This is a genomic window from Parafrankia sp. EAN1pec (assembly GCF_000018005.1).
In the GTDB taxonomy this organism is placed as follows: Bacteria; Actinomycetota; Actinomycetes; order Frankiales; family Frankiaceae; genus Parafrankia; species Parafrankia soli.
On the sequence record NC_009921.1, the window covers coordinates 1,082,817 to 1,108,055 of the forward strand.

The following is a 25,239-nucleotide window of genomic DNA, read 5'->3' on the forward strand; positions in this document are numbered from 1 at the left end:
GCGTTCGCCTGGCGGGTGTGGTGTGTCAGGGGTTGCCGGGGGGCCGCTGCGCGGTGCCGCGGCGTAGGCCGTCGAGAAGGATGGCGACGATGCGCTGGTTGTGTTCGGGCCCTCGCCCGGGTACGGGCTGGCACAGCGCGGTGACGGCGTGCAGGAGATCCTCGGCGCTGATGTCGTCGCGAACCGCGCCGTCGGCCACCGCGGCGGCGAGCAGCGCCGCGAGGGCGGGGCCGAGCCGTTGCCGGAAGTAGCCGGGCAGCCCCTGGAATGCCGGATCGCCCGAGTGCAGCGCTGAGGCGAGCCCGCGTTTGGTCGCGAGCAGTTCGGCGAACCGGTTGATCCATCTGGTGAGCGCTTCCGCCGGTCCGTGCTCGGCGCTCAGGGCCGGGCCCGCGTCGGCGACGGCGTCGATTCCGTTTTCCACCACGGCTTTGACCAGGTCGGAGCGCTGTGGGAAATGCCGATACAGCGTGCCGACTCCTACGCCGGCCAGGTCGGTGATCTCCTTCGCCGGTGCGTCCACGCCGGAGGTGGCGAAGACCGTCCTCGCGGCCTCGATCAACGCGTCGACGTTGCGTCGCGCGTCGGCGCGCCGGCGCGGCGCCGGTTCGCCTCCGCCCGGCCGGACGGAGCCGGGCGACGGGAGCCCGGCCGGCGTCTTGTGCTGGGACACCATGTCACCTCCGCTTGCATAACCGGAAAAGCTTTCCGTATAGTTCTGGAAACCTTTTCCGCTTATCGCACAGTAGTGGCATCCAGCCGGTGCCGACCACCCACAGGGAGAGAACCATGCGGTACCGCACCCTCGGCCGGACCGGCATCCAGGTCAGCCCCTACGCCCTGGGCACCCTGATGTTCGCCACCTCCATGGGCAACGCCCCCGAGGAGTCGGTCCGCATCATCCACAGGGCGCTCGACGCCGGCATCAACCTCATCGACACCGCCGACGCCTACGGCGACTCCGAGGACATCGTCGGCAGGGCGCTGGAAGGGCGCCGCGACGACGTCGTGCTCGCCACCAAGTTCGGTCGCCCGACCGCGCAGAACCCCAACCGCCAGGGCGCCTCACGGCGCCGGATCGTCGCCGCCGTGGAGAACTCGCTGCGCCGCCTGCGGACGGACCACATCGATCTCTACCAACTTCACCGCCCCGATCCCCGCACCGACGTCGAGGAGACCCTCTCCGCGCTGACCGACCTGATCCGCAGTGGCAAGGTCCGCGCGATCGGGGCGTCGGGGACCCCCGTCTCCGACATCGTCGAGGCCCAGTGGGTCGCCGGGCAGCGCGGCCTCGCGCGATTCCACACCGAGCAGCCGGTCTACTCCATCCTCAACCGCGGCATCGAGCGCGAGATCCTGCCCACCATCGAACGTTTCGGCATGGGCACCCTGGTCTGGGGCCCACTCGGCCAGGGACTGCTCACCGGCCGCGTCCGCAGGAACGAGGAGAACAACCTCCTGCGCGCCGGCCTGGTCCGGCATCTCAACGACGAGCGCCGGCTCGACGTGGTCGAGCAGCTCGTCCCCCTCGCCGCCGAGGCGGGAATGCCCATGACCCATCTCGCGATGGCGTTCGCCATCACTCACCCGGGCGTCACCAGCGCACTGGTCGGCGCCCGCACCATGGACCACCTCGACAGCCTGCTCACCGGCCTGGACGTCACCCTCACCGACGACATCCTCGACCGCATCGACGAGATCGTCCCGCCCGGCGCCGACATCGGCACCCTCGACCAGGCCTACCGGCCCCCGGCTCTCGACGCCCCGGGCCTTCGCCGCCGCCCCCGGACCGCACGCGCAGCAGCCTGACCTGTGGTGCCGGCGGACGGGCTACCGGCGGATGTCGGTGAGGAGCGCGAGATGGTCGGAGATCTGGGTCCGGCGTGCCGCGCTGGCGGCGACGGTGCCGACCGCGCCGCGGGCGAGCACGTGGTCGAGCTGCACCCTGGGGGCGTGCGCGGGGTAGGTGCGGTGGGCGGCGAGCCGGCGCCATCCGGTGAGGGCGGTCGGCAGCCGGCCCGGCAGGTTCAGGTCGCCGAGCAGCACGACGGGCCCGTCGACGCCGCGTAGCCTCCGCACCAGCCGGCGGAGCTGGAAGGCGTTCCACCCCGGGGCGAAGGACAGGTGGGTGGTCACCACCGTAAGTGGCCCGCTGGTGGTCTCGACCACGGCGGCGAGCGCGACCCGCGGTTCGTCGTCGAGCAGGATGAGCCGGGCCCGGCGGTTCGCCCCCGGGGCGAGGATCGGGGAGCGCACCGGGGCGCGGCCGAGCGGAACCACCCACCATCGATGCACCGGCAACCTGCTGACCAGCGCGATTCCGTAGGCGGGCTCGTCGGTGCGGCGCTCGCCCTCGGCCGGGCGCCAGCTGTGCCCGGGTGTGCCGTACACGGTGGGGGCGAAGCGCCATCCGGTGTCCGGGGCGCCGAGCGCCGTCGCGGCGGCGGCGGCGAGATCCCCGCCACCCGAGCGGGGCTGTGCCAGGTCGACCTCCTGCAGGCCGAGGACGTCGCAGTCGAGGTCGGCGACGGCTGCGGCGAAGCGGTCCACCTCGACCCGTCCGTCGGCGAGCGACAGGCCGTGCATCACGTTGAACGAGCCCACCCGCACGGTACGGACCGTAGCGCGAACCCCGCCCGTCAGCCGGCCCGAACAGCCTTTCCCCTGCCCGTCGCCGTGGGATCGCCCGGGCGCTGGCCGGTCAGGGCGCGCAGGACGAGCTCAAGCTCGAAGCGGGTGTCGGGGTCGTCCAGCGCGTCGCCGTACAGCTCGCGCAGCTGGCTGACCCGGTAGCGGACGGTCTGCGGGTGGATGTGCAGCCGCTCGGCGACCAGCCGGCGCTGCCCGTGCAGGGCGAGCCAGTAGAGCAGGGTCTCGGCCAGCCTGGCCCGGGTGCGTTCGGGCAGCCCGGCGAGCGGGGCGACCCGGCGGCGGGTGAGGTCGTCGAGCAGCCCGGGGTCGCGGGCCAGCAGCAGGGCGGTCAGGTGGTCGTCGGTGAACAGCGGGTCCTGCCCGGCCGCGGTGGGCAGCCGGCCGGCCAGCCGGGCGGCGCGGGCCAGCCCGGCGCGCTCGACGCTGCTCGTCACCTCCTGCCAGGGGACGGTCGGGCCCACCACCGCCCCCGTGCCGTCGAGGCGGTCGGCCAGCCAGCCGCGCCGGGCCGGCTCGTCGGCGTCCCCGACGAACAGCCAGAAGTCGACGCCGTGGCCGGTGCGCGGGCAGCCGGTGGGCAGCCGCGGGGGGAGCTGCCCGTCGGGCCCGGTCGGCACCAGGACGGCCGCCATCCGGTCGGGCAGCCGGAACGCCCCCGCGGCGGCGGCCTGCTCGATGGTGACGGTGTCGGCGCCGGAGAGCAGCAGCTCGCCGAGCCGGTCCCACAGCCGTTCCCGCTGGCCGGCGACCTCGAACTGGGCCAGTGCGTAGCCCTCCGCGGAGGCGGCCGAGATCCCGTCGATGTAGGCGAACATCATCTCGGCGAGCGACACGAGGCCGGCGGCGTCCAGGCCGGCGTGGCGCGCGGCCTCACCGAGCCGGCGCCAGGAGATCCGCGCACCCACCCGGTAGGCGCTGAGCAGGTTGTCCAGGGAGCGGCCGGCCCGCACCTCACCGCGCCCGAGCCGCACGTAGACGTCGCGCCCGGCCGCCAGGTCGGGGGCCGCGTCCGGGCCGGCCTCGACGATGGCGAGGAAGCGGGCCAGCGCCTCGTCCACGCCGCGCCGCACGCCCTGCCCGAACGACCCCTCGAGCGGGCGGGCGTAGGCGGGCACCTCACCCGCGATGGCGGCGATGATCTCGTCACCAAGTTCGCGCAGCTCACCGGCGAGGCAGCCGCCCAGCCCGGGCGGAAATTGTCCCACCGGGACAGTCTGCGCCCACGGCCCGTAGGTGGGGGTGCCGGCTGGCCCGGGGAGCACAATCGGTGCCGTGGACACGCCTACCGGCATCGTCAGCGTTCTGCTCACCGGTGCCGTGGTCGGCCTGCTGGGCCGGGCGGTCGTCCCGGCGCGGCGCCGGGCGCCGATCGGCTGTCTCATGACGGTTCTGATCGGTCTGCTGGGCGCGGCGCTCGGGCTCGTCGTTGCCACCAGCGTCGACGGCGGTTGGCTGTTGACCCTGTTGTTGCAGGTGGCGGTGGCCGCGGTGCTGGTCTTTCTGGTCTCTGCCGCGGGCAGTGGTGGGCGCCGTCATTCCTGACGATGCCCGGGTTGCCCTTTCGTAGTCCTCTGGTCCGCGCGGGGGACCTGGCGGGGCGGCGGAGCCCGTCGAAGGTCCCCGGCCGGACGGCGAGGGCAGTAGCGTGGCGATGTGTCCTCACGCCCAGCCGCCGGCCCGCCCGCGTCCAGCGCGGTGAGGGCCACCGTGGCGGCCCCCTCATACCCGGTTCAGCGAGTGACGCTCGACAACGGCCTGCGGGTGCTGCTCGCCCCGGACCGGACGGCCCCGGTGGTGGCTGTCGCCGTCCACTACGACGTGGGCTTCCGTTCGGAGCCGGAGGGGCGGACGGGTTTCGCCCACCTGTTCGAGCACCTGATGTTCCAGGGCAGCGAGAACGTGGGCAAGGCGGAGCACCCGAAGTACGTGCAGGCCGCCGGCGGCATCTTCAACGGGTCGACACACCCCGACCACACGGACTACTTCGAGCTGCTGCCCTCCGGCGCGCTGGAGCTGGCACTGTTCCTCGAGGCCGACCGGATGCGCGCGCCGAGGATCACCCGGGAGAACCTGGACAACCAGATCGCGGTGGTGCAGGAGGAGATCCGGGTCAACGTGCTGAACCGGCCGTACGGCGGGTTCCCGTGGATCACCCTCCCGCCGGTCGCCTTCGACACCTTCCCGAACGCCCACAACGGCTACGGCGACTTCTCCGAGCTCGAGGCGGCCAGCATCGACGACGCCGCTGACTTCTTCGACAAGTTCTACGCGCCGGGCAACGCGGTGCTGACCGTCGTCGGTGAGTTCGACCCCGACGCGACGCTCGAGCTCGTCCAGCGGTACTTCGGCGCGATCCCGGCCCGCGCGGTGCCGGCGCGGCGCAGCTTCGCCGAGCCGGTGCGGGCCGAGGCGCGCCGGGAGGCACTCACCGACAAGCTGGCCCCGCGCCCCGCGCTCGCCGTCGGCTACCGGGTGCCCGACCCCGACACCGACCTGCCGGCGTTCCTCGCCACCTACCTGCTGACGGACGTCCTCACCACCGGCGACGCGAGCCGGCTGGAGCGGCGCCTCGTCCAGAAGGACCGCTCGGTCACCGCGGTCAGCAGCTACGTCGGCACCTTCGGGGACCCGTTCGACCAGCGTGACCCGCTGCTGCTGACGCTGGAGGCCCGGCACGCCGGGGACTCGACCGCCGACACGGTGCTCGCGGCCGTCGACGAGGAGCTCGACCGGCTGGCCGGTGACGGCCTGGAGCCCGGCGAGCTCGAGCGGGTGCAGGCCCAGGTGGCCTCGGCGATCCTGCGCGAGTCCGACGACGCGCTCGGCCGGGCGCTGGCGATGGCGACGTTCGAGCTGCACCGCGGCCGTCCCGAGCTGCTCAACGAGCTGCCCGGGCTGCTGTCCGAGGTGACCGCCGACGCGGTCGCCGCGGCCGCGGGCGCGCTGCGTACCCAGGGCCGGTCCGTGCTGGAGCTGCGGGCGGGAGCCGCCTGATGGCGCACGCCGGGCCGGTGAGCGAGATGATCCGCGGTGGCATCCCCCGTCCGGGGGACGAGGAGGCATGGTGACGACGACCGCTGCGACCACGGCCGAGATCTCCGCGCCCGCCGAGGCCGGGTCGAAGATCCCGGCGGTGATCCCGACCGTTCCGCGTGAGCTGCCGGCCGTCGTGCGGCGCACACTGCCCAACGGCCTGCGCGTGGACGTCGTCGCCCGCTCCAGCGTCCCGCTGGTCGAGCTGCGGCTGCGCATCCCGTTCGCCGGGTCCGGGCTGGTCCACCTGGCAGAGGCCGAGCTGCTGGCGGAGACCATCCTCACCGGCTCGAGCCGGTACGACCGGGTCGGCCTGGCCACCGCCGTGCAGGCCCTGGGCGGGTCGCTGCGGACCGGTGTCGACGCCGACCGGCTGGCGATCGTCAGCTCCGCGCTCGCGACCAGCCTCGAGCCGCTGCTCGCGCTGATCGCCGACGTTCTGACCACCGCGAGCTACCCCGACAGCGAGTTCGGCGGTGAGCGCGACCGGATCGTCGAGGAGACGACGATCGCGCTCAGCCAGCCGGCGGTGATCGCCCGTGAGGCGCTGGTGCGCCGGATGTTCGGCGACCACCCCTACGGCAGCGCCATCACCCCGCCGTCGGTGCTCTCCGAGGTCGGGGCCGAGCGGGTGCGGTCGCTGCACGGCGCCCGGGTCTGCCCGGACGGCGCCATCCTCACCCTGGTCGGCGACGTCGACCCCGAGCGCGCGCTGGACGCCGTCGAGGCCGCGCTCGGGTCGTGGACGGGCACCGCCGCCCCGGGCCACCCGCCCGCGCCCGTGCCCACCGCCGGCCCGATCCTGATCGTCGACCGCCCGGGCGCGGTGCAGACGAACATCAGGATGGGCGGCCGCGCGCTGAACCGCTCCGCGCCGGCCCATCCCGCGCTCCGGCTCGCGAGCACGATCTTCGGCGGCTACTTCAGCTCTCGGCTCGTCTCCAACATCCGCGAGGACAAGGGGTACACGTACTCCCCGCGCAGCTCGGTCGACCACCACCAGGCCGGCTCCCGCCTCACCGTCGCTGCGGACGTCTCCACCGACGTGACCGGCCCGGCGCTGCTCGAGATCCTCTACGAGCTCGGCCGGATGGCCGTCCTGCCGCCGGAGGCCGAGGAGCTCGAGGCCGCGCGCCAGTACCTGATCGGCACGCTGGCGCTGTCGAGCGCGACCGCGGCCGGTCTCGCCGGCACCCTGTCCGGGCTGTCCGGCGCCGGGGTCGGCGTCGAGTACCTGCGCGACCATCCGCGGGCGCTCGCGACCGTCACCGCGGCGGACGTCCAGGCGGTCTCCGCGCAGCTGCTGGCTCCGTCGGGGCTGGTGACCGTGCTGGTGGGGGACGCCTCGAAGATCACCGAGTCGGTGCGGGCACTCGGAGCCGTCGAGTCCGCCTGAGTGACGGTGCTCCCCAGCGGACGGCGCTCACCGGTGGGCATGACGGGATCGTGGCCGGGCGCCTTCGGGGCGGTGCCGGTCAGGTCAGTGGTGGCGGTGGGCTCAGCGGTGGTCAGGTCAGCGGCGGCTCGGCGCGGCGCGCGGCGGTGTCGGGCGCGGCTGGCCGCCCCCGGAACCGCTCGCGGGCCCGCCCGCCGTGCCCGGTCCGCCGCCGCGGCCGCCGAGCTCCCCGGGCAGGGTGATCCGCGGGTCGCCTACCGACTCCACCACCTGGCGGGCGAGGTCGTGTACCCGCCGGCCCATCCCGCGGGCGGTGCGGCGCAGCCGCTCGAAGGCGTCTCGGGGCTTGATGTGGTTGCGCTCGGCGAGCACGCCGATCGCCTGCTCGACGATCACCCTGGACGCCAGCGCGTGCTCGAGCTGGATCACCGACAACCTCAGTTGCTCGGTCTCGTTGAGGTCGCGATCGGCGCGCCGGGGCCGCCCGGGCGGGCTGAGGTCCTCGGCGAGCAGGTCGGCCAGGACCATCGCGGAGATCAGATCGCCGACCGGGCGGATCTCGGCGCCGGGCCCCTCGACGATCCAGCCGGTGGGCGCGCGGCGCAGCCGCATGTCGGAGGCCCCGGGCGCGGGCGTGCCGGCGGCGGCTCCTGTCTCGCCGGGGCCCCGTGCGGTGCCTGGTCGGGGCGGCCCTGACCGGGGCGGTCCGGGCCGCGGCGCGCCGGGCCGACCCGGCGGGCCGGGCCTGATCGCGCGGGCGACGGCCTCCGGGGTGGGTATCCGGCCGGGGCCCCCGGCCGGCGAGGGCGGTTGTGATCCGCGCGGTGCTCTCTCCGAACCCGGGGCGGTACCACTCGGTGTGGCGCCACCGGGAGCAGCGACACCCGGAGCGGTGCCGGGCGGGGGAGCCGCGCCGGCCGCCCGCCCGGTGGGCCCCGCACCACCCGTCTCGCCGGCGGCACCGTTCTCGGTGCCCCGGGAGCCCGTTCCGTCACCCTCTGCCTCGTTACTGGCAGCAACCCCCAAGGGGGCCTCCCGCACGAGTTGGTCGCGGAGTGCGTCCGACGCTCCCAGACTGTCCGCAATCGCCCTCAGTACACTGAGTGTCTCGGCGGGAACGGTGAGCGATGAGCGGTCGAGGCCGGTGAGAATGCCGAGAACGGTCCCGTCCGGCCCGACGACGGGCATCGCGACATAGCTGAGAATGCCGAACCGCTCCGGCTCGACGGTGTCGGCCAGGGCGGGATCCTGGTCGGCCCGGGAGCCCGCGGCTGGCGCTCCATCAAGCATCCGGGCAGGTAGACAGCGGGCGCGCGGAACACTCAGCCCGGAAACCAGCTCGGGGATCGGCCCGGTCACCCGTAGGTAGGTGGCAACATCCGTCGACACCACGACGAGGCACGTCTGCTCCATCTGATGGAGTGCGTGCGTGGCTCTCAGCGCGGCGTCGACCGTGCTCCACGGGAGTCCTGAAGGTGCTGACGACACAGGCCGAACTCTCCCACAAAGTTCACGGGCAGTGACGGACACCGTCCCACGAGCCGGCCGCGTGTGCGTCGGGAAGGCGTGAACTTCCGAAAGATCGTCGCCCTGTGTATCCGTTATGCGGCGGAAGTGACCTTCTCGGTGACCTGGCGGAGGGTCGGATTCGTCATCACCGTCCCATCGGGGAAGACGACGGTCGGTACGGTCGCGTTGCCGTTGTTCGCATCGCGGACAAGTTGCTCTGCTGTCGGGTCCTGCTCGATGTCGACTGTCACGTACTCCACCCCCGCCCGGTCCAACTGGCCCTTGAGCCGGACGCAGTAGCCACACCAGGGGGTGGTGTACATCGTGAGCACGGTGAGACCTCCGTTGGCGACGATCCGTCAGATGACGGGTTGCGGTGAGCGACGTCCGGTGGGCGGCGCTCTGCGCATGACGCACTGCATAACCAGGCCATGGTGACTTCGCTTCCCCGGGCCGCGCACGGTTACCGTGTCCGGTGATGTCCGGACCCAGCGCCTCCGAGGCCCATCGCGCGGCGTCGCCGCCCGATCGTCGATCGTCACCCGATCCGGTCCCGGCCGGCGCGGAGCAGGGGCTCGACCCCGAGCAGCTCGCCGCCGTGCTCGCCCCGGTCGGGCCGGTCTGCATCCTCGCGGGCGCGGGCACCGGCAAGACCCGCACCATCACCCACCGGATAGCGCACATGGTCACGGAACGGGAGGTCGGGGCGGGGCAGATCCTCGCCGTCACCTTCACCAACCGGGCCGCCGGCGAGCTGCGCGGCCGGCTGCGGGTGATGGGTGTGGACGGCGTCCAGGCCCGCACCTTCCACGCGGCCGCGCTGCGTCAGCTCTCCTACTTCTGGCCCTCCGTCGCCGGGACGGCGCTGCCGAGGCTGGAGAAGAGCCGGATCCCGCTGATGGCGAAGGCCGCGAACCGTGCCCGGCTGCGCCCGGACCGCGCCGAGCTGCGCGACCTCACCTCCGAGGTGGAATGGGCGAAGGCGACGATGGTGGCGCCCGCCGACTACGTCCGCCTCGCCGCCGCCCACGGCCGGGAGACCTCCTTCGCGCCCGACGTCGTCGCCCGCCTCTACGAGGCCTACGAGGAGGTCAAGAGCGAGGCGGGGGTCCTCGACTTCGACGACCTGCTGCTGCTGACCGCCGCCGTGGTCGAGGAGCACGGCTGGGTCGCCACCGAGCTCCGCGCCCGCTACCGCCACTTCGTCGTCGACGAGTACCAGGACGTCAACCCGCTGCAGCAGCGCGTGCTCGACGCCTGGCTCGGTGACCGCGACAGCCTGTGCGTCGTCGGGGACGCAAACCAGACCATCTACTCGTTCACCGGCGCCTCCGCGCGGCACCTGGTGGAGTTCCCGCGTCGGTTCCCGGCCGCGACGGTCGTCCGCCTCGTCCGGGACTACCGCTCCACCCCTCAGGTGGTCGCGCTGGCGAACCGGCTGCTCGACGGCGCCGCCCGGCCCGCGCCGGATACGCGGGGAGCATCGGCCGTCCAGGCCGGCCCGGGTGTTCCGGGTGTTCCGGGCGGTGCGGAGGGGCGGTCCGCGGCGGGGCGGCTGGTCGCGATGCGCCCGTCCGGCCCGGAGCCCGTGTGGCTGGAGTCCGACAGCGAGCCCGAGGAGGCCGCCGCCGTGGCCCGGCGGATCCGCGGCCTGCTCGGCACGGGCGTCCCGGCGAGCGAGATCGCCGTGCTGTACCGGATCAACGCCCAGTCGGAGGCGTACGAGACGGCGCTGGGCCGGGCTGAGATCCCCTATCTTGTGCGCGGCGGTGAGAAGTTCTTCGAGCGGCCCGAGGTGACCGGGGCGGTGCGGATGCTGCGCGCCGCGCTGCGCTCCGCCGAGACCGACCGCCCCGGTGGGCTCGCCGACGTGGTCGCGGACGTCCTCAGCGCGCTCGGATGGCGGCCGGGGGCGCCGCCGGCCGGGCCCGGAGCCGACCGTGAGCGCTGGGAGAACCTCGCCGCGTTGCACCGGCTCGCCGCCGACCTCGAGGCGCGCGAGCCCGAGGCCGACCTCGCCGCCTTCGCCGCCGACCTCGCCGAGCGCGCGGCACACCAGCACACCCCGACGGTGCAGGGCGTCACGCTCGCCTCGCTGCACGCGGCCAAGGGCCTCGAGTGGGACGCGGTGTTCCTGGTCGGCCTCGTCGACGGGACGCTGCCCATCGTGCACGCCCAGACCGACGAGCAACTGGCCGAGGAGCGCCGTCTCCTCTATGTCGGGGTCACCCGGGCGCGGGTGCACCTGACGCTGTCCTGGGCGCTGGCTCGGGCGGAGGGCGCGCGCCGCTCGCGGCGGCCGTCCCGGTTCCTGGACGAGCCGCGCCGTGCGGCGGCGGCTTTCCGGCGCGGCTCGTCCGCGGCCCGCCCAGGCTCGGCGCGTGCGGAGCCCGGCACCGCCGGCAACGGCCGCGCACGGAACCGGTCGAGCGTGCTCTGCCGGGTCTGCGGGCGCGCGCTGGCGGGCGCCGAGGCCCGCGTCGGCCGGTGCGAGGCCTGCCCGGGGGGGCCGGTGGACGGCGAGCTGTTCGAGCGGCTGCGCGCCTGGCGCGCCCGCCGGGCGAAGGAGCAGGGCGCGCCGGCCTTCGTGGTCCTCACCGACGCGACGCTGCGCCTGATCGCGGAACGGCGCCCGTCCACGGTCGCCGAGCTGGTGGCGCTGCCCGGCATCGGCCAGAGCAAGCTCGACCGCTACGGCGAGGACGTCCTCGCGCTGGTCACGGGGCGTCCACCGGCTGGATCGCCGTCCACGGGCTGACGTCTGGTGCTCGGAATGTGACACGCCGGTGGTGGGCGAGTCGCGCTGTTGCAGAGGGTGTTTGTATGATCACATGGAAAATAAGTTGTCAGCGTGGGCGATGGCTCCTACCGTGTTCCATGAACACCGGGGCGCGATCAACAGCGCTCGCGGGGTGGCAGCAGCACGCTCCTACGCAGGGTGAGGGAGGGATCTCGATGAGGCTCGTCATGCTGGCCTATACGCGTACGCGACCCTCTCTCGGCACCTCCTGCGATCAGCCCGGTCAGGCCCGCCTCGTCGGCCACGCCACCCGGCGGCCCGGCGCCTGGGCGTCCGGTGCGCACATCGGCGTCGATCAGGTTCTCCGCGCGCGCGTGACCGGCGCGCACCTGGCCGCTCCGCATGGCGCCACCCGGCCCAGCGGCCCGGCGCAAGGCACCGGCATCACCACCGGCAACACGACCGTCACGCGGGCAGCCGCGCGTTCGCTGCGCCCGTTCGCCCTGTGGGGCCCCGTCCCAGATCCGCTCCTGGCATAGCGCCGAAACGGAGCGAATCCGAGGCCGCGGACCCGACAGGGGTCCGCGGCCTTCGTGTTTTCCAGGGCCGGCGCCGACCCGCCACCGCATCGCGAGACCCGAGCTGACCGCTGTCGATGGATGCAAGACCGAGAAACCGAACCGAAGAAACCGCCAGTGTCGGAGGTGACCCCGGTGTTCGACCCCTCGATCGTTTCCCGGATCGAGCGGGAGCGTCTCGTCCTGCCCTGCTGGGACGTGGACCCCGAGCTTTTCTTCGCTGAGTCCCCGGCGGACGTCGAGTCCGCCAAGTCCGTGTGCGTGGACTGCCCGGTGCGGCTCGCCTGCCTGTCGGCCGCCATCGACAGGAACGAACCGTGGGGAGTCTGGGGAGGTGAACTCGTCGTGACGGGCCGTGTCGTGCCCCGCAAGCGCCCGCGTGGCCGCCCACGCAAGGAGGTGGCTGCCTGAGGCCTGGTTAGGCGGGGCGGGGGCGGGACGCCGACTCGTCGGCGTCCCGCCCCGTGGAGTTGGCATGTGCTTCTCCTGGTGGTGCGGTCGGCGCCGGTAGTGTGCGAGCGTGCCCAGCAGCGAGCGCGTGTATCCGGTCCGCAGCGGTGTCGCTCCCGACCGCGTTGCCACCGTCGCCGAGGCGCCGGCCGGCGCTCCCGTGCAGGCCGTCCCCGCCGGCAGGCCTCCCTCGGGCACCGTGACGACCACCGCGGCCGGGGATGCCATCGAGGCCGGGGTGGCCGGGGTGGCCGGGTCGGTCAGGGCGGTCGCGGAGCCCGGGCTGGCACAGGCGGTGGCCGTGCTCACCCGGCCCGACCTCGCCCACGTCGTCGACCTGGTCGCGTGGGTCGAGGACGGCTGGTTGCACGTCGCGAACGCCGACGGTGCGTCGCGCCTGCCGGTCGACGATCCGGACGGGCCGTGGGAGATCCTGCGTGGCCGGGACCCGGTCGCCGACCAGGACCCCATGCACGGTGTTCCGCTGGTGGCCGCGCTCGCCGACCCGTCCCCGCCGGCCGCGCGCAACGCCTACCCCTTCGCGGGACGGCGCCTGCTGTCCATGTTCGCCGACCCGACGCGCTCGCCGGACATCGCCGTCGTCCACACCCCGCGGCACTACTGGCCCGAGCGGGGCGGCCATCTGGGGGAGCACGGCTCGCTGGACGCCGGGCAGTCCCGGGCGCCGCTCGTTCTGTCCGGGGCAGGTGTGACCGCCCGTGGCCTGCTGCCGCGGGTCGCCCGGGTGATCGACGTCGGTCCGACCCTGGCGGCGCTCGCCGGGGCGGCGATGCCCGAGGCGGAGGGAACCGCGCTCGACGATCTCGCCGGGCCGGGAGCCCGGCATGTGGTCGGGCTGCTGTGGGACGGGACGAACTGCAACGACCTGCTCGACCTCGCCGCCCGGGGAGAGCTCCCGAACGTCGCCCGCCTGCTGGCCCGCGGCGTCGCGCTGACCGGCGGCGCCCTGGCCGAGTTCCCGAGCGTGACCCTCACCAACCACACCTCGGCGATCACCGGCGTCGGCCCCGGCCGGCACGGCATTCTGCACAACGTCTACTTCGACCGCGCGACCGACCGCCAGGTGATCACCAACGAGGCCGCGACCTGGCACGTCGCCTGCGACCAGCTCCGGGACGGCGTGTCGACGGTGTTCGAGGCGGTGGCCCGCTCCCGCCCCGGGACCGAGACGGCCTGCGTGAACGAGCCGATCGACCGCGGGGCGAGCTACTCGACGTTCGGCCTGGTGCGAGCCCTCGGGGTCGGGCCGGGCGCCGGCGGTGCCGGTGCCGAGGCCGCCGGTGGCGGGATGGAGGACTACCTGCCGGCCGCCGAGGGCGACCCGCACGCGAGCGCCGAATGGGTCACCGCCGACCCGAACTACGCCTGGTCGACAAGGGTGGACGCGCTGGGGCTGACCCAGATCACCGACCTGTGGGCCGACGGCCGGGAACCACCTGTGCTGACCTGGTGGAACACCACCATCACCGACACCGGTCATCACGGCGGCGGGCCCTACTCACCCGAGGCCCGCGCCGCGCTGGCCGACGCCGACCGCCGGCTGGGGGTGTTCCTCGACCTGGTGGAGCGCCGTGGCCTCACCGACCAGACGGCCATCCTGCTCACCGCCGACCACGGATTCGAGGCGGCCGACCCCGACTGCCGCGGTGACTGGGACGTCGCCCTGCACCGCGCCGGGGTGGTCTTCCGGGACGAGGGCTACGGCTTCATCTACCTGGGCCTCGCCGGCGACGACGAAGCCCCGGCCGACTCCGCTGATCCGGGCAGCCCGGCCAACCTCGGAGACCGGGCCACGCCAGGTGGCCCGGCGGGCCAGGGTGGGCCGGGCGGCTCGGGGGCCCAGGCAACGGCCTCCCTGCCGCCGCAGCCGCCAGGCACCTGAGCTCCCGCCCGGACCGGGGCCCGCCAGCCCGGCCCGGGTTGGACCCCGGGCTCGGCCTGGGCCCTCCTGCCTTAGGGCAGTTAGGGCAATAGTGCATGTCGGCGGGATGGGTCAGCGGGGTTCGGGCTGGGTCCCTGGTTCGGGCTGGGCCTCTTTCTCGAGCTTGCGTCGGTTTCCTGGAGCTGGCCGGGCCTGCCGCGACGGTCGGCTGGTCTCCGGTGGACCAGCCTGCTCCGGCGTGCTGGCCTGCTCCGGCGGGCGGACGCGGCTGCGTGCGCGGCCCGAGCGCCCCGAGCGCTGCGCGGGGGCGGTGGCGAGGACCACCGGTCCGGGGAGCGGACGGATGACGCCGGTGCCGTCCTCGATGTCGAGTCTGGGAAGGCGGCGGTTCGGCCGGTTCGCGGCTGCCGCGTGGCGTGCGGCGGCGCTGCGCGGCGGGGCGAACCCGGGCTGCCAGCGCTCCATCTCGGCCCGGAACGGGCCGGAGCTGCCGAGCTGGCAGAGGATCCCGATCGCGCCGAGCGTCACCCGGTGGATCAGCAGGTAGGACGGTGGCAGGTTGAGCTGGCGGCCGAGCTGCGCCGCGGCGGAGCGCCAGTCACCGAGGCGGAGCGCCTCCCCGCGCAGCCAGTCGCGGGAGAAGGTGAACTCCTCGTCGGTGATCGGCGCGAGCATCGGTGCCAGGTAGTCGAGCAGGTCCTCCGCGGGGATGGCGGCGCCCTCCGGGATGAACCCCTCCGCCCGCAGCCCTTCGGCGACGGCCTCGGCGTCACCGGCGAGGGTCAGCCGGGCGAGCCGGCCGATCGGCTCGGGCAGCCCGCCGGGCAGACGGTTCACCGCCCCGAAGTCGAGAACACCGAGCCGGCCGTCCGCGAGGAGCCGGAAGTTGCCCGGGTGCGGGTCGGCGTGGAGCAGCCCGGCCCGGCCGGGGCAGGAGTAGAGGAAGCGGACCAAGAGCAGGCCGGCGCGGTCCCGCTCCTCCTGCGTCCCCCGGTCGATGATGGTCGACAGCGGCACCCCGTCGATCCACTCGCTGACCAGGACCCGGTCCGCCCCGGCGATCGGCCGGGGGACGACGATGTCCGGGTCGTCGGCGTAGGCCTGCGCGAACGCCCGCTGCCAGGCGGCCTCGAGCCGGTAGTCGAGCTCCTCGGTGATGCGTGCCTTGAGCTCGGCGACCAGCGGCTTGATGTCGAGACCGGGCGTCAGCGCGCCGAACAGCCGCGCGGCGCGGCCCAGCTGGTTCAGATCAGCCAGCAGGGCCGAGCCCGCCCCCGGGTACTGGATCTTCACCGCGACGGGCCGGCCGTCCGCCCACACGGCGCGGTGCACCTGGCCGATGCTCGCGGCGGCGGCGGGTGTGTCGTCGAAGCTGGCGAACAGGGCCCGCCATTCGGGGCCGAGCTCCTCGGCGAGGACCTTGTGCACCGTGGCGGCGGGCAGCGGTGGCGCCGCCTCCTGCAGTTTCGTCAGCGCGGCGCGGTAGGGGCCGGCGACCTCGTCGGGCAGCGCGGCCTCGAAGACGGACAGCGCCTGCCCGAGCTTCATGGCCCCGCCCTTGAGCTCGCCGAGCACCCGGAAGATCTGCGCCGCGGTGCGCTGCTGCAGCTCGGTCGCGACGGCCTCGGCGGGCCTGCCGCCGAGGCGCTTTCCGACGCCGAGTGTCGCCCGGCCGGCGATGCCGATCGGGAGGGTCGCGAGCTTGGCGGTGCGGACGACCGCTCGCCGTGGGATGTCGGACACAGCTCCATCGTGCCTCCTCAAACCGGATGCCGCGCCGCCCGCGCCGTACCCGTGTTCAGACTGCGTGGCTGGGAGCGATGGCGTCCGCGGGGGCGGACGGGGCGGCCACCGGTGGTGACAGGTCGGACTGATCCCCGGGGACCGGCCCGTCCGCCGCGGCGCGCGCGGTGCGGCAGGGGCACTCCGGGTGCACCGGCCAGGTGCGGCGTCGGATCCGTAGGTCGGATCTGCTGACCTCGAGGGTGCCGCCGGCGGTGGCCGGCAGGCCTGCCGCCGATCCGCGGCCAGCCGATGGCCTGGTCTCGAGGTAGTCGAGCGCCTGCATGGCCGCCATCGAGGCGACGAGCGTGGCCAGCGAGATCTCGCAGGGGTCGGGGCCGCGCTCCGACGGCCGGACCATCTGCAGCGCCAGGATCGGCCAGTCGGGGTCCCGGGCGTCGCGGTACAGGTGCTGGCAGTGCAGGCAGGAACTGACCCCCGGCACTACGAGCGGCCCGACTATGCCCGTGGTCTCGCGGACGCCGGCGAGCAGGTGCGGGACCCCGGACCGCTCCAGCCCCAGGCATTCGTCCGGGTGGACCAGCGGGATCCCCACCGGGGCCAGCAGGACGAGATCGGGGCGAAAGGGCTCGATCTCGGGGGACCTGGGTGACCTCGCGGGCCTGCTGGACCGCGGTGGCCGAGGCGCCCCGCCGCCGACTCGCCCCATCGCGGAGTGGGCGGCGAGGGCCCGGGGCCGCCCGATGTCGTCGAACCGCAACCCCCCGGGAGCGACGTCAGCCGCGGAGGTGGAGCCGGGGTCGTCGACGATGACCTGCCCGACGCCGGCCGCGGTGAGCAGCGCCGCTATCTGGGCGCCGATCCGCCCGGCGCCGCGGACGACGACCCGGGCCAGACTACGGGCGGCGAGGACCGAGCTGGGCGGACGCACTCCGAAGGTCGCGAGCGACATGGCGGCGACATCCGGGGCGAGGCGGCCGTGGTCGGCGTCGTCCTGGGGCGCCGGCTCGGTGTCGGCACTGTCGTCGAGCAGCCCGGCCTGGGCCAGCATCTCGATCATCACCTGGGTGGCGGGATCGTCGGCCTGGCCGCCGGGGTCGAGGTGAGGGCCCGGCTGGTCCAGCGCGTCGAGTGCCGAGACGTCCGCCGGACTCAGGTCGGTGATGATCACGGCACGAAGCGGATCGACACCGATCTGCAGGGTGGTGCTGTCCCGCCAGAGGCGGCGAAGGCCGGGTTTGAGGACCGGGCGCACGGGACCCCCTTCGCGTCGGCCGGCACCGAGCGGGCCGGCGGCGATGACAACAGGTCCACGATGACATGAGATCGAAATGCCGCAGTGCGGATGATCGCGCCCTGTGGACAGCCCATTCCCGAACGGTCCTGACCTGTGGGCGGGCCTTGTCGCTGCGGGTTTCACCACCGGCTATTCGGGGCAAAAGGTGCAAAAATGTGGCGCCACCTGCGGTAGGTCGAGGCTGGCGGCCCGCCGCGCGAGCCATGGCGTGCGTCACGGCGGCGGCGCGGAGCAGTTGCGGGAGTGAGGGCCGCAACGGATGGCGGGCACCGACGATCGCAGGGGTGCAGCGCAACGACGGCAGCCGCCACGGGCGGGCACAGTACGCCGGGTGCGAGGCACGCAACGCCGGGCACGGGCCGGCGGGTGAGGAAGACGAACCCCCGGGTGGAACGTGGAGCCTCCGGCTTCCCCTTCCGGAGGCGCCTCGCATACCCGGGGGCCGCGAGGTCAAGCTACGACTGATTCGCCTTGCCGGTCAATTCGTGTGGTCCTCAGACCCGTGCATGTCACGCTGGGTCGGGAGCGCCGAGGTCAGGAAGGCGAGTCACCCGAGGCCGGCGGAGTGTCTTCTCCGGGCGCCGTGTCGTCGAGTTTCTCGATTTCCGCCATGATGTCGACGTCGGAGCCCGCTCCGGCGCCGGAGACGAACGCGGACGGGTCCGCGAGGTCCTCCCCGCCGGGCAACAGGTCCGGATGCGCCCATACCGCGTCCCGCCCGTCGTGCCCGCGGGCCTCGCGCAACGCCTCCCACAGCGCGGCGGCCTCGCGCAGCCGGCGCGGGCGCAGCGACAGGCCGACGAGGGTCGAGAAGATCTGCTCTCCCGGGCCGCCCTCGGCGCGGCGCCGACGGACCATCTCGCGCAGCTTCGCCGCGGACGGCAGGTGCTCGGACGCGGCGGTGTCCGCGACGTGGTCCACCCAGCCCTCGATCAGCGCCAGGATCAGCTCCAGGCGGGCCAGTGCCGCCTTCTGCTCGGGGGTGTCCGCGTCGGCGAAGACATCTTCCCCGAGCGCCTCGGTGAGCCGCTCGGGGTTCATCAGCGCGGTGGGGTCGATCATCCGCATCACGCGGCCGACCGCCTCCGGGTCGACGGCGATGCCACGCGCGTACTCCTCGACCGCGCCCAGCACGTGCGCCCGCAGCCAGGGGACGTGCGCGTACAGCCGGTTCGACGCCGCCTCGCGCAGCGCCAGGTAGATACGGACCTCTTCGTCCTCGACGCCCAGACCCTGCCCGAAGGCGGCCACGTTCGCCGGCAGCAGGGCGGCCGTGCCCGCGGGGCCCAGCGGCAGCCCGACCTCGGTCGAGCTGACCACCTCGGCCGCCAGGCTGCCGATGGCCTGGCCGACCTGCGCGCCGAAGAGCATGCCGCCGACCTGGTTCATCATCTGCACGACCGGCCCGCCGGCGCCCATCAGCCGGCCGAGGTCGACGCCGGGCGGCAGCGCGCCCGCGAGCTCGGGCGGCAGGTCGCCGCCGCCGAGCTGGCTCAGGCCGGACGAGATCCCGGTGCGCATGGCCTCGACGACCTTGCCCGCCACCGGGTCGCACAGCGTCCGCCAGACGGGCAGCGTGGCCTCGATCCACTGCTCGCGGGACCACGCCGCGGCGGTGGTCGCGCCGGCCGGCAGCGCGGTCATCGGGTCGAGCCACACGTCGGCGATGCGCAGCGCCTTCTCGACCTCACCGGTCTCGGCGGCCCGCACCGCGCGGTCGTCGCCGCCCAGGGTCCGCACCGCCACCTGGCGGGCGAGCTCCCAGTTGACCGGACCGCCCTGCCAGGAGAGCAGCCGTTCGAGCTCGGCGAAGAACGGGGCCCCGCCAGCGGGGCGCTCCGGGTCGCCACCCGGAGTGGGGCCGAAGCCGAAGGGGAAGCCGCCGCCGCTCATGGGTGGGGCCTGTGGGCGTGCCGTAGGGACATGAACCCACGGTAGTGCGTTTTCCGGCCGACCGGTGAAACGGAGTCGGCCGGGCGTTACCGTCAGGGGGTGGATGTGACCTGCTCGGATCCGGTGCCCGTTGTCGACGGTGTGGCCCGAGGTGTCGTCGTTCTTGCGGAGATGCGTGAATTGCCGCTCTCTGTCGACGAATGCCTGGCCGCCGTGCGGTTGCCGGAGGTCGGTGGAATCGGTCTCTTCATCGGCACCGTCCGCGATCATGATCATGACAGGTCGGTGGTGGACCTCGAGTACAGCGCGCATCCCCGGGCCGCTGACGAGCTGGCCCGGGTGGCCGGCGATGTGGCCGCTGAGCTGGGCGTTCACGCCATAGCGGTGCTGCACCGGACGGGTCGGCTGGCGATCGGGGACATCGCGGTCGTCGTGGCCGCCGGTGCCGTGCACCGCGCGGAGGCACTGGAGGCCTGTCGGCGCCTCATCGACGACGTGAAGGAACAGGTGCCCATCTGGAAGCGCCAGGCATTCGCCGATGGCGCGACAGAATGGGTAGGCGCCTGCTGAGCGGGGCACCTAGGATAGATATTGGTCATCTTCCTTCCCCCGTCTCGACGTCGAGGCCGCCATGTGGTTCCTGCTGATCCCACCTGTCGCGGTGCTCCTGGCTCTTGCCTGGTTCACCCTGCGCAGCCGACCCGACCGCACCTCCGAAGCCATGATCACCGTCGAGGGCTACCGCCGGAGCATGGCTGCCCTCGCCCGCCCCATCCCGTCCGCGCGTGAGGCCACTACTGTCAAGGTGTCACCCTCGGTGACCATGATGCCCGTCTCCGTCCCGTCGGCACGGCCCGCTGGCAGCGAGCCCGACCCGGCGGACGGCGAGCCGGGCCGCGATTCCCGCGATTCCCGCGACCTGGCCCGTCCGGCCGACGCCTGACCGGTCCCTCCCGGCCGAGCGGTGCCCTGGTGCCGCCCGGCCGGGGCGGCCGGCAGGTGGGCCGGTCGGCGGGCGGTCATCTGAACTGCCGGCGGCGATCTACGTAGACTGCGGGAATGGGCCGCCGCGCGCAGACACTCTTCGTTGCGTCGGTGCTGACGCTGATCCTCGCCGTCGCGGGCCTGTGGCTGCCGGTGCCCTTTGTGACCTTTGCGCCCGGTCCGGTTACCGACACTCTCGGTAAGGTCGACGGGGCGCCGCTGATCGAGATCGACGGCCGCAAGACCTACCCGACGGCCGGCAGCCTCGAGCTGACCACCGTCGAGGAGACGCCCCGGCTGAACCTGCTCGGCGCCCTGCAGGACTGGTTCGCCTCCGACCGGGCTGTTGTGCCCAGCGAGCTGGTCCGTCCGCCGGGCTCCAGCCAGGAGCAGATCCGGCAGGAGAACACCCAGGCGATGATCGACTCCCAGGACCAGGCGACCGCGGCCGCGTTGAGCGAGCTCGGCATCGCCCCGACCGGGGCAGAGGTCGTCGTACACGAGGTGCTGTCCGACTCGCCGGCCCAGGGCCTGCTGCGCGCCGGTGACGTCATCACCTCCGTCGGCGGCGTCGCCATCACCGGTCAGGACGGCCTGCGGGAGCAGATCGGCCGGGTGAAGCCCGGTGAGGTGGTCGAGGTCGCCTACCGGCGGGACGGCACCGCCGGCACCGGGCGGATCACCACCAGGCCGGCGACGGACGATCCGACGCGGCCGATGATCGGGGTGACGACGACGGAGAAACGGTCGTACCCGTTTACCGTCCGTATTCGGATTTCCGACATCGGCGGGCCCAGCGCCGGCCTGATGTTCGCGCTGGGCATCGTCGACCTGCTCACCCCCGGCGAGCTGACCGGCGGGAAGACGGTCGCCGGCACCGGGACCATCGACGCCGCTGGCGAGGTGGGCCCCATCGGGGGCATCCAGCAGAAGATCCTCGGCGCGCAGCGGGCCGGCGCCTCGGTCTTCCTGGTCCCGAAGGGCAACTGCGCGGACGCCGTCCGGATGAACACCGACCTGCGGCTTGTCCAGGTGACGAACCTGTCGGGAGCCCTGGACGCGCTCAACACCCTGCGGGCCAAGCCCGACGCCACCAACGTGCCCACCTGCTCCGCGGCGTAGCACGAACGCCGGCTCGGTAGGCGCTGGCAGCGCAGCGGAGCAGGGACAGCCGGCCAGGGACGGCAGCATGTGGGGACGGCCGTGTAGCGGGAGCGGCGAGGGGGCGGGCGCCCCCGAGGCCGCCCGCCCCCTCCTCGATTCCTGGGCGCGGCTCTACCGGAACGTCTCGAGCAGGCCGTCGACGAGGTTGTCGGCGAGGTCGGGGTCGATGACCAGCTCGTCGTCGCCGCGCACCCGCAGGCACGAGGCGTGCATGCCGGCGCGGGTCACCCCGACCGCGAGCCGGACGTCCTGGCGCTCCGGGTGGTTGGCGGCCCAGTGCTCGATGTCGCGCTCGTCGTAGGGCACCTCGGCCTCGGCACTGGGCGGCAGCACGACGAGCTCGGTGACCAGGACGCAGCCGAGAACCTCGGGCGGCCAGCCGATGCCGGACAGGACTTCGTCGAGCCGCCCGGCCGGGAGCGGTTCCTGTTCCACCGGCGTTAGGGATCCTGGCGGGGCGTCGCCGATGTGGGGGGCGAGGCCCGGTTCGCGCATCAGCAGCTCGGATGTGTCCGCGAGGGCGTAGACCTGGCTGGGCTGGTCCCAGCCCAGCTCGGCGACGTGGCGTTCGACCTCCAGGACGACGGAGGTCAACTCGGTGATGCTCGGACTGGTCACCGACCCATCCTCTCGGATCTAGCCACACTCGGCTGGCGTAGGTTGCCCTGAAGGCGGGCACTCGACCCGCGCCCGGAACGGACGGAGGAGCTTGTGGCAGGAACCAGTCGCAGACCGCTGCTGACACGCACACGCCTGCTCGTGCCGGTGCTGGTCATTCTGGTCCTGCTCGTCGTGTTTCTCGGCGTCTTCACTCGCCTCTACACAGATCTTCTGTTCTACCGCTCGGTGGACTTCAGCAACGTCTTCGGCACCGTCGTATTCACACGAATACTTCTGTTCGTGCTCTTCGGTGCGGTCATGGCAATTGCGGTGGGAACGAACATAGTACTCGCCTACAAGTTGCGGCCGCCCATCCGGCCCCTCTCGACCGAGCAGCAGAACCTCGAGCGGTACCGCGTTGCGATCGAACCGTACATGCTGCTCGTCCTGCTGGCGGTCTCGACCCTGTTCGGGCTGATCGCGGGGCTGTCGGCGTCCGGGCGCTGGCGGACCTGGCTGCTGTGGATCAACAGCGAGCCGTTCAATCAGACCGACGCCCAGTTCGGCCGGGACATCAGCTACTACACCTTCAGCTATCCGTTCCAGCGCTTCCTGCTTGCCTTCCTGCTCACCGCGGTCATGCTCTCGCTGCTGGTCGCGGTGCTCACCCACTACCTGTTCGGCGGAATCCGGCTGCAGTCCGCCGGCGAGCGGGTGGCCCCGGCGGCGAAGGCGCACATCTCCGTGCTGCTCGGGCTGGTCGCGCTACTCAAGGCGTGGGCCTACTACCTGGACCGCTTCGGCCTGGTGTTCTCGGCCCGGGGCGTGTCGACCGGAGCGTCCTACACCGACGTCCACGCGGTGCTGCCGGCGAAGCTCATCCTGCTGTTCATCTCGCTGGCCTGCGCCGTGCTGTTCATCTACAACATCTTCCAGCGGGGCTGGACGCTGCCGTTGCTCGGTGCCGGCATCCTCGTGCTGTCCTCGGTGGTCATCGGCGGGATCTACCCGGCGATCGTCCAGCAGTTCCAGGTCCGGCCGAACGAGGCGTCGCGCGAGGAGCCCTACATCGCGCGCAACATAGCCGCGACCAGGTCCGCGTACGACATCCAGGACGTCAAACCGGTCCCGTATCCGGCGACCACGGGCGCGACGGCGCAGCAGATAGCCGACGACAAGGGCACCGTCCCGAACATCCGCCTGCTCGACCCGAGCAAGCTGTCCACCACGTTCCAGCAGCTCCAGCAGATCCGTGGTTACTACGGGTTCCCGCAGACCCTCGACGTCGACCGCTACACCACGACCTCGGACGGGAAGACCACGACCCGGGACTATGTGGTGTCCGTCCGTGAGCTCAACCAGGACGGCCTCGGTGAGGACCAGCGGAACTGGATCAACCAGCACCTGACCTACACCCACGGGCGGGGCTTCGTCGCGGCGCCGTCCAACACCGCCGATGAGGGCCGCCCCGCGTTCACCGAGCGCAATCTGCCGGAGACCGGTGACTTCGGCGTCACCGAGAACCGGATCTACTTCGGTGAGATGTCCCCGCAGTACTCGATCGTCGGCACCCGCCAAGCGGAGATCGACGGCCCGGGGCCGAACGACACCCAGCTCACGACCAGCTACACCGGCGACGGCGGCGTCTCGGTCGGCTCGACCTTCCGGCAGGCGCTGTTCGCGCTGCGCTTCGGGGAGCCGAACATCCTGCTCTCCGGCGACATCACCGGCCAGTCGCGCATCCTCTACGAGCGCAACCCGCGGGACCGGGTCAGCAAGGTGGCGCCCTGGCTCACCCTGGACGGCGACCCCTACCCGGCGGTGGTCGACGGGCGGGTCACCTGGATCCTCGACGGCTACACCACCTCGGACGGCTACCCCTACTCGGCCCGGCGGACCTTCGGTGACGTCACGGCCGACGCCGTGACCACCCAGAGCCGCAACCGCACCCAGCAGCCGGAGAACCAGGTCAACTACATCCGGAACTCGGTGAAGGCGACTGTCGACGCCTACAACGGCACGGTGACGCTCTACGCCTGGGACGAGCAGGACCCGGTGCTGCGGACCTGGATGAAGGCCTTCCCCGACACGGTGCGCCCCAAGGCCGACATCCCGCCGGCGCTGATGGAGCACTTCCGCTACCCGGAGGACATGTTCAAGGTCCAGCGGGACCTCCTCGGGCAGTACCACGTCTCCAACCCGCGGGACTTCTACTCCCAGGAGGACTTCTGGACGGTCTCCGAGTCCCCGGACGACACCCGCGAGCCGCAGCCGCCGTTCTACGTCTACAGCCAGCTCCCCGGGCGCAAGGAACCGTCCTACAACCTGACCTCGCCGCTGATCTCGGCGCGGTCGTCCAAGCTCGCGGCCTACATGGCCGTCTCGATGGATTCGGACAACTACGGCCAGTTCACCCTGCTGCAGCTGCCGCCGGGCGACACGATCAACGGTCCTGTCCAGGTGCAGGCCGCCATCGAGTCGAACGGCGACGTCGTCCGGCAGCTCAACCTCTGGCGCGGCGCGGGCTCACAGACGATCGAGGGCAACCTGCTGACGCTGCCCGTGGCCGGCGGGCTGCTCTACGTGGAGCCGTACTACGTCCAGGCCCGCGGATCGACGGGATATCCGACCCTGCAGGGGGTGGCGGCAGCCTTCGGTGAACGGATCGGGTTCGGTTCCTCGCTCGCGGAGGCGCTGAACGCCGTCTTCGGGGCGGGGGCCGGCGCGTCCGCGGCCGGGGCGGGCACCTCGGCCGCGCCCTCCACGGGCACCGAACCGGGGACAACGTCCCCACCGTCGAGCCCCGCGCCGTCGGCACCGCCGGCCGGGGATCTGGCGGGCGCCGTCGCCGAAGCCGAACGCGCCTACCAGGCGGGCCAGGACGCACTCGGCAAGAACCCGCCGGACTTCGCCGCCTACGGCAGGGCCCAGACGGACCTCCAGGCGGCGTTGGACAGGCTGCGCCAGCTGTCACCGACGACCCCGGCGCCGACGACGGCACCTCCGGCGACGGCACCGACGAAACCGCCGGCGACGACGGCGCCCGCCTCCGCGCCGCCGGCCACCGCCGAGCCCGCCTCGACGACCCGCGCGGCGCCAGCCGCCGCGCCCGCCGCCATGGACGGGGCGGGGGATCCGGGCCCACCGGTGCGGCCGGCCGTCGCCGAGAACCCACCGGCGGTCCGCCCGGCCGTCGCGCGGACCGGGGATCCCGGCTGAACCAGGCCGGGCGCCCGGGGTCTCCCGGGCGCCCGGCGAGCGGGCGGAAAATTTCTCCCCCGCTCGTTTGACATCCGG

21 protein-coding genes are annotated in these 25,239 nt (G+C 73.2%); 12 read left to right on the top strand and 9 right to left on the bottom strand.

Annotated elements, in window-relative coordinates; all coding sequences use genetic code 11:
• Positions 1 to 25: 25 nt before the first annotated feature.
• Positions 26 to 676: a TetR family transcriptional regulator gene (locus FRANEAN1_RS04525; protein ID WP_049795579.1), complete on the bottom strand. Its 651-nt coding sequence runs from the start codon at positions 674 to 676 to the stop codon at positions 26 to 28.
• A gap of 113 nt (positions 677 to 789) precedes the next feature.
• Between FRANEAN1_RS04525 and FRANEAN1_RS04530 the strand changes: the two genes are divergently transcribed.
• A complete protein-coding gene (locus FRANEAN1_RS04530) occupies positions 790 to 1,809 on the top strand; it encodes an aldo/keto reductase (protein WP_020458573.1) in 1,020 nt (339 codons plus the stop codon).
• 21 nt (positions 1,810 to 1,830) lie between these two features.
• Here the strand turns inward: FRANEAN1_RS04530 and FRANEAN1_RS04535 are convergent, their stop codons facing one another.
• Both FRANEAN1_RS04535 and FRANEAN1_RS04540 read right to left on the bottom strand, forming a co-directional pair.
• The gene (locus tag FRANEAN1_RS04535; protein WP_020458574.1) at positions 1,831 to 2,610 is read right to left on the bottom strand and encodes an endonuclease/exonuclease/phosphatase family protein; all 780 of its coding nucleotides are present in this window, start codon (positions 2,608 to 2,610) and stop codon (positions 1,831 to 1,833) included.
• 29 nt (positions 2,611 to 2,639) lie between these two features.
• Positions 2,640 to 3,857, bottom strand: a complete 1,218-nt coding sequence (locus tag FRANEAN1_RS04540) for a helix-turn-helix domain-containing protein (RefSeq protein WP_049795894.1) — start codon at positions 3,855 to 3,857, stop codon at positions 2,640 to 2,642.
• Positions 3,858 to 3,924: 67 nt separating this feature from the next.
• On the opposite strand from FRANEAN1_RS04540, the gene FRANEAN1_RS04545 reads away from it, so the two are divergent.
• The 3 genes from FRANEAN1_RS04545 to FRANEAN1_RS04555 all read left to right on the top strand — a co-directional run bounded on the left by FRANEAN1_RS04545 (position 3,925) and on the right by FRANEAN1_RS04555 (position 7,081).
• Positions 3,925 to 4,194, top strand: coding sequence for a hypothetical protein (locus FRANEAN1_RS04545; RefSeq protein ID WP_041255495.1), 270 nt, complete (start codon positions 3,925 to 3,927; stop codon positions 4,192 to 4,194).
• A gap of 153 nt (positions 4,195 to 4,347) precedes the next feature.
• Positions 4,348 to 5,646, top strand: coding sequence for a pitrilysin family protein (locus FRANEAN1_RS04550; RefSeq protein WP_041255497.1), 1,299 nt, complete (start codon positions 4,348 to 4,350; stop codon positions 5,644 to 5,646).
• Positions 5,647 to 5,713: 67 nt separating this feature from the next.
• Positions 5,714 to 7,081, top strand: a complete 1,368-nt coding sequence (locus FRANEAN1_RS04555) for a pitrilysin family protein (protein ID WP_020458577.1) — start codon at positions 5,714 to 5,716, stop codon at positions 7,079 to 7,081.
• Between the two features lie 117 nt (positions 7,082 to 7,198).
• Here the strand turns inward: FRANEAN1_RS04555 and FRANEAN1_RS43015 are convergent, their stop codons facing one another.
• On the bottom strand, positions 7,199 to 8,494 hold the full coding sequence (locus tag FRANEAN1_RS43015) for an ANTAR domain-containing protein (RefSeq protein ID WP_347176984.1): 1,296 nt from the start codon (positions 8,492 to 8,494) through the stop codon (positions 7,199 to 7,201).
• 188 nt (positions 8,495 to 8,682) lie between these two features.
• Positions 8,683 to 8,922: a mycoredoxin gene (locus FRANEAN1_RS04565; RefSeq protein WP_018502246.1), complete on the bottom strand. Its 240-nt coding sequence runs from the start codon at positions 8,920 to 8,922 to the stop codon at positions 8,683 to 8,685.
• A gap of 146 nt (positions 8,923 to 9,068) precedes the next feature.
• Here FRANEAN1_RS04565 and FRANEAN1_RS04570 point away from each other — a divergent pair, with 146 nt between their 5' ends.
• The 4 genes from FRANEAN1_RS04570 to FRANEAN1_RS04585 all read left to right on the top strand — a co-directional run bounded on the left by FRANEAN1_RS04570 (position 9,069) and on the right by FRANEAN1_RS04585 (position 14,261).
• Positions 9,069 to 11,348, top strand: coding sequence for an ATP-dependent DNA helicase UvrD2 (locus FRANEAN1_RS04570; RefSeq protein WP_020458579.1), 2,280 nt, complete (start codon positions 9,069 to 9,071; stop codon positions 11,346 to 11,348).
• A gap of 197 nt (positions 11,349 to 11,545) precedes the next feature.
• Entirely contained in the window at positions 11,546 to 11,869 is a 324-nt protein-coding gene (locus FRANEAN1_RS04575; RefSeq protein WP_157472336.1) for a hypothetical protein, read from the top strand.
• 174 nt (positions 11,870 to 12,043) lie between these two features.
• A complete protein-coding gene (locus tag FRANEAN1_RS04580; protein ID WP_198145593.1) occupies positions 12,044 to 12,319 on the top strand; it encodes a WhiB family transcriptional regulator in 276 nt (91 codons plus the stop codon).
• A gap of 109 nt (positions 12,320 to 12,428) precedes the next feature.
• Entirely contained in the window at positions 12,429 to 14,261 is a 1,833-nt protein-coding gene (locus FRANEAN1_RS04585) for an alkaline phosphatase family protein (RefSeq protein WP_020458581.1), read from the top strand.
• Positions 14,262 to 14,372: 111 nt separating this feature from the next.
• Here FRANEAN1_RS04585 and FRANEAN1_RS04590 read toward each other — a convergent pair whose 3' ends face one another.
• From FRANEAN1_RS04590 to FRANEAN1_RS04600, 3 genes are all read right to left on the bottom strand, one after another.
• Positions 14,373 to 16,004, bottom strand: a complete 1,632-nt coding sequence (locus FRANEAN1_RS04590; protein ID WP_020458582.1) for an AarF/ABC1/UbiB kinase family protein — start codon at positions 16,002 to 16,004, stop codon at positions 14,373 to 14,375.
• Positions 16,005 to 16,059: 55 nt separating this feature from the next.
• Entirely contained in the window at positions 16,060 to 17,259 is a 1,200-nt protein-coding gene (locus FRANEAN1_RS04595) for a ThiF family adenylyltransferase (protein WP_020458583.1), read from the bottom strand.
• Between the two features lie 576 nt (positions 17,260 to 17,835).
• Entirely contained in the window at positions 17,836 to 19,194 is a 1,359-nt protein-coding gene (locus tag FRANEAN1_RS04600; RefSeq protein ID WP_020458584.1) for a zinc-dependent metalloprotease, read from the bottom strand.
• A 99-nt stretch (positions 19,195 to 19,293) separates the two neighbouring features.
• Here FRANEAN1_RS04600 and FRANEAN1_RS04605 point away from each other — a divergent pair, with 99 nt between their 5' ends.
• From FRANEAN1_RS04605 to FRANEAN1_RS04615, 3 genes are all read left to right on the top strand, one after another.
• Positions 19,294 to 19,764 carry a molybdenum cofactor biosynthesis protein MoaE gene (locus FRANEAN1_RS04605; RefSeq protein ID WP_041253687.1) on the top strand — a complete coding sequence of 157 codons (471 nt, stop codon included), beginning with the start codon at positions 19,294 to 19,296 and terminating at the stop codon, positions 19,762 to 19,764.
• Positions 19,765 to 19,825: 61 nt separating this feature from the next.
• Positions 19,826 to 20,137: a hypothetical protein gene (locus tag FRANEAN1_RS04610; protein ID WP_020458586.1), complete on the top strand. Its 312-nt coding sequence runs from the start codon at positions 19,826 to 19,828 to the stop codon at positions 20,135 to 20,137.
• A gap of 116 nt (positions 20,138 to 20,253) precedes the next feature.
• On the top strand, positions 20,254 to 21,300 hold the full coding sequence (locus FRANEAN1_RS04615; protein WP_020458587.1) for a PDZ domain-containing protein: 1,047 nt from the start codon (positions 20,254 to 20,256) through the stop codon (positions 21,298 to 21,300).
• A gap of 153 nt (positions 21,301 to 21,453) precedes the next feature.
• Here the strand turns inward: FRANEAN1_RS04615 and FRANEAN1_RS04620 are convergent, their stop codons facing one another.
• On the bottom strand, positions 21,454 to 21,960 hold the full coding sequence (locus FRANEAN1_RS04620; protein ID WP_018502257.1) for a PPA1309 family protein: 507 nt from the start codon (positions 21,958 to 21,960) through the stop codon (positions 21,454 to 21,456).
• A 93-nt stretch (positions 21,961 to 22,053) separates the two neighbouring features.
• On the opposite strand from FRANEAN1_RS04620, the gene FRANEAN1_RS04625 reads away from it, so the two are divergent.
• Positions 22,054 to 25,161 carry a UPF0182 family protein gene (locus FRANEAN1_RS04625; protein ID WP_020458588.1) on the top strand — a complete coding sequence of 1,036 codons (3,108 nt, stop codon included), beginning with the start codon at positions 22,054 to 22,056 and terminating at the stop codon, positions 25,159 to 25,161.
• Positions 25,162 to 25,239 lie beyond the last annotated feature (78 nt).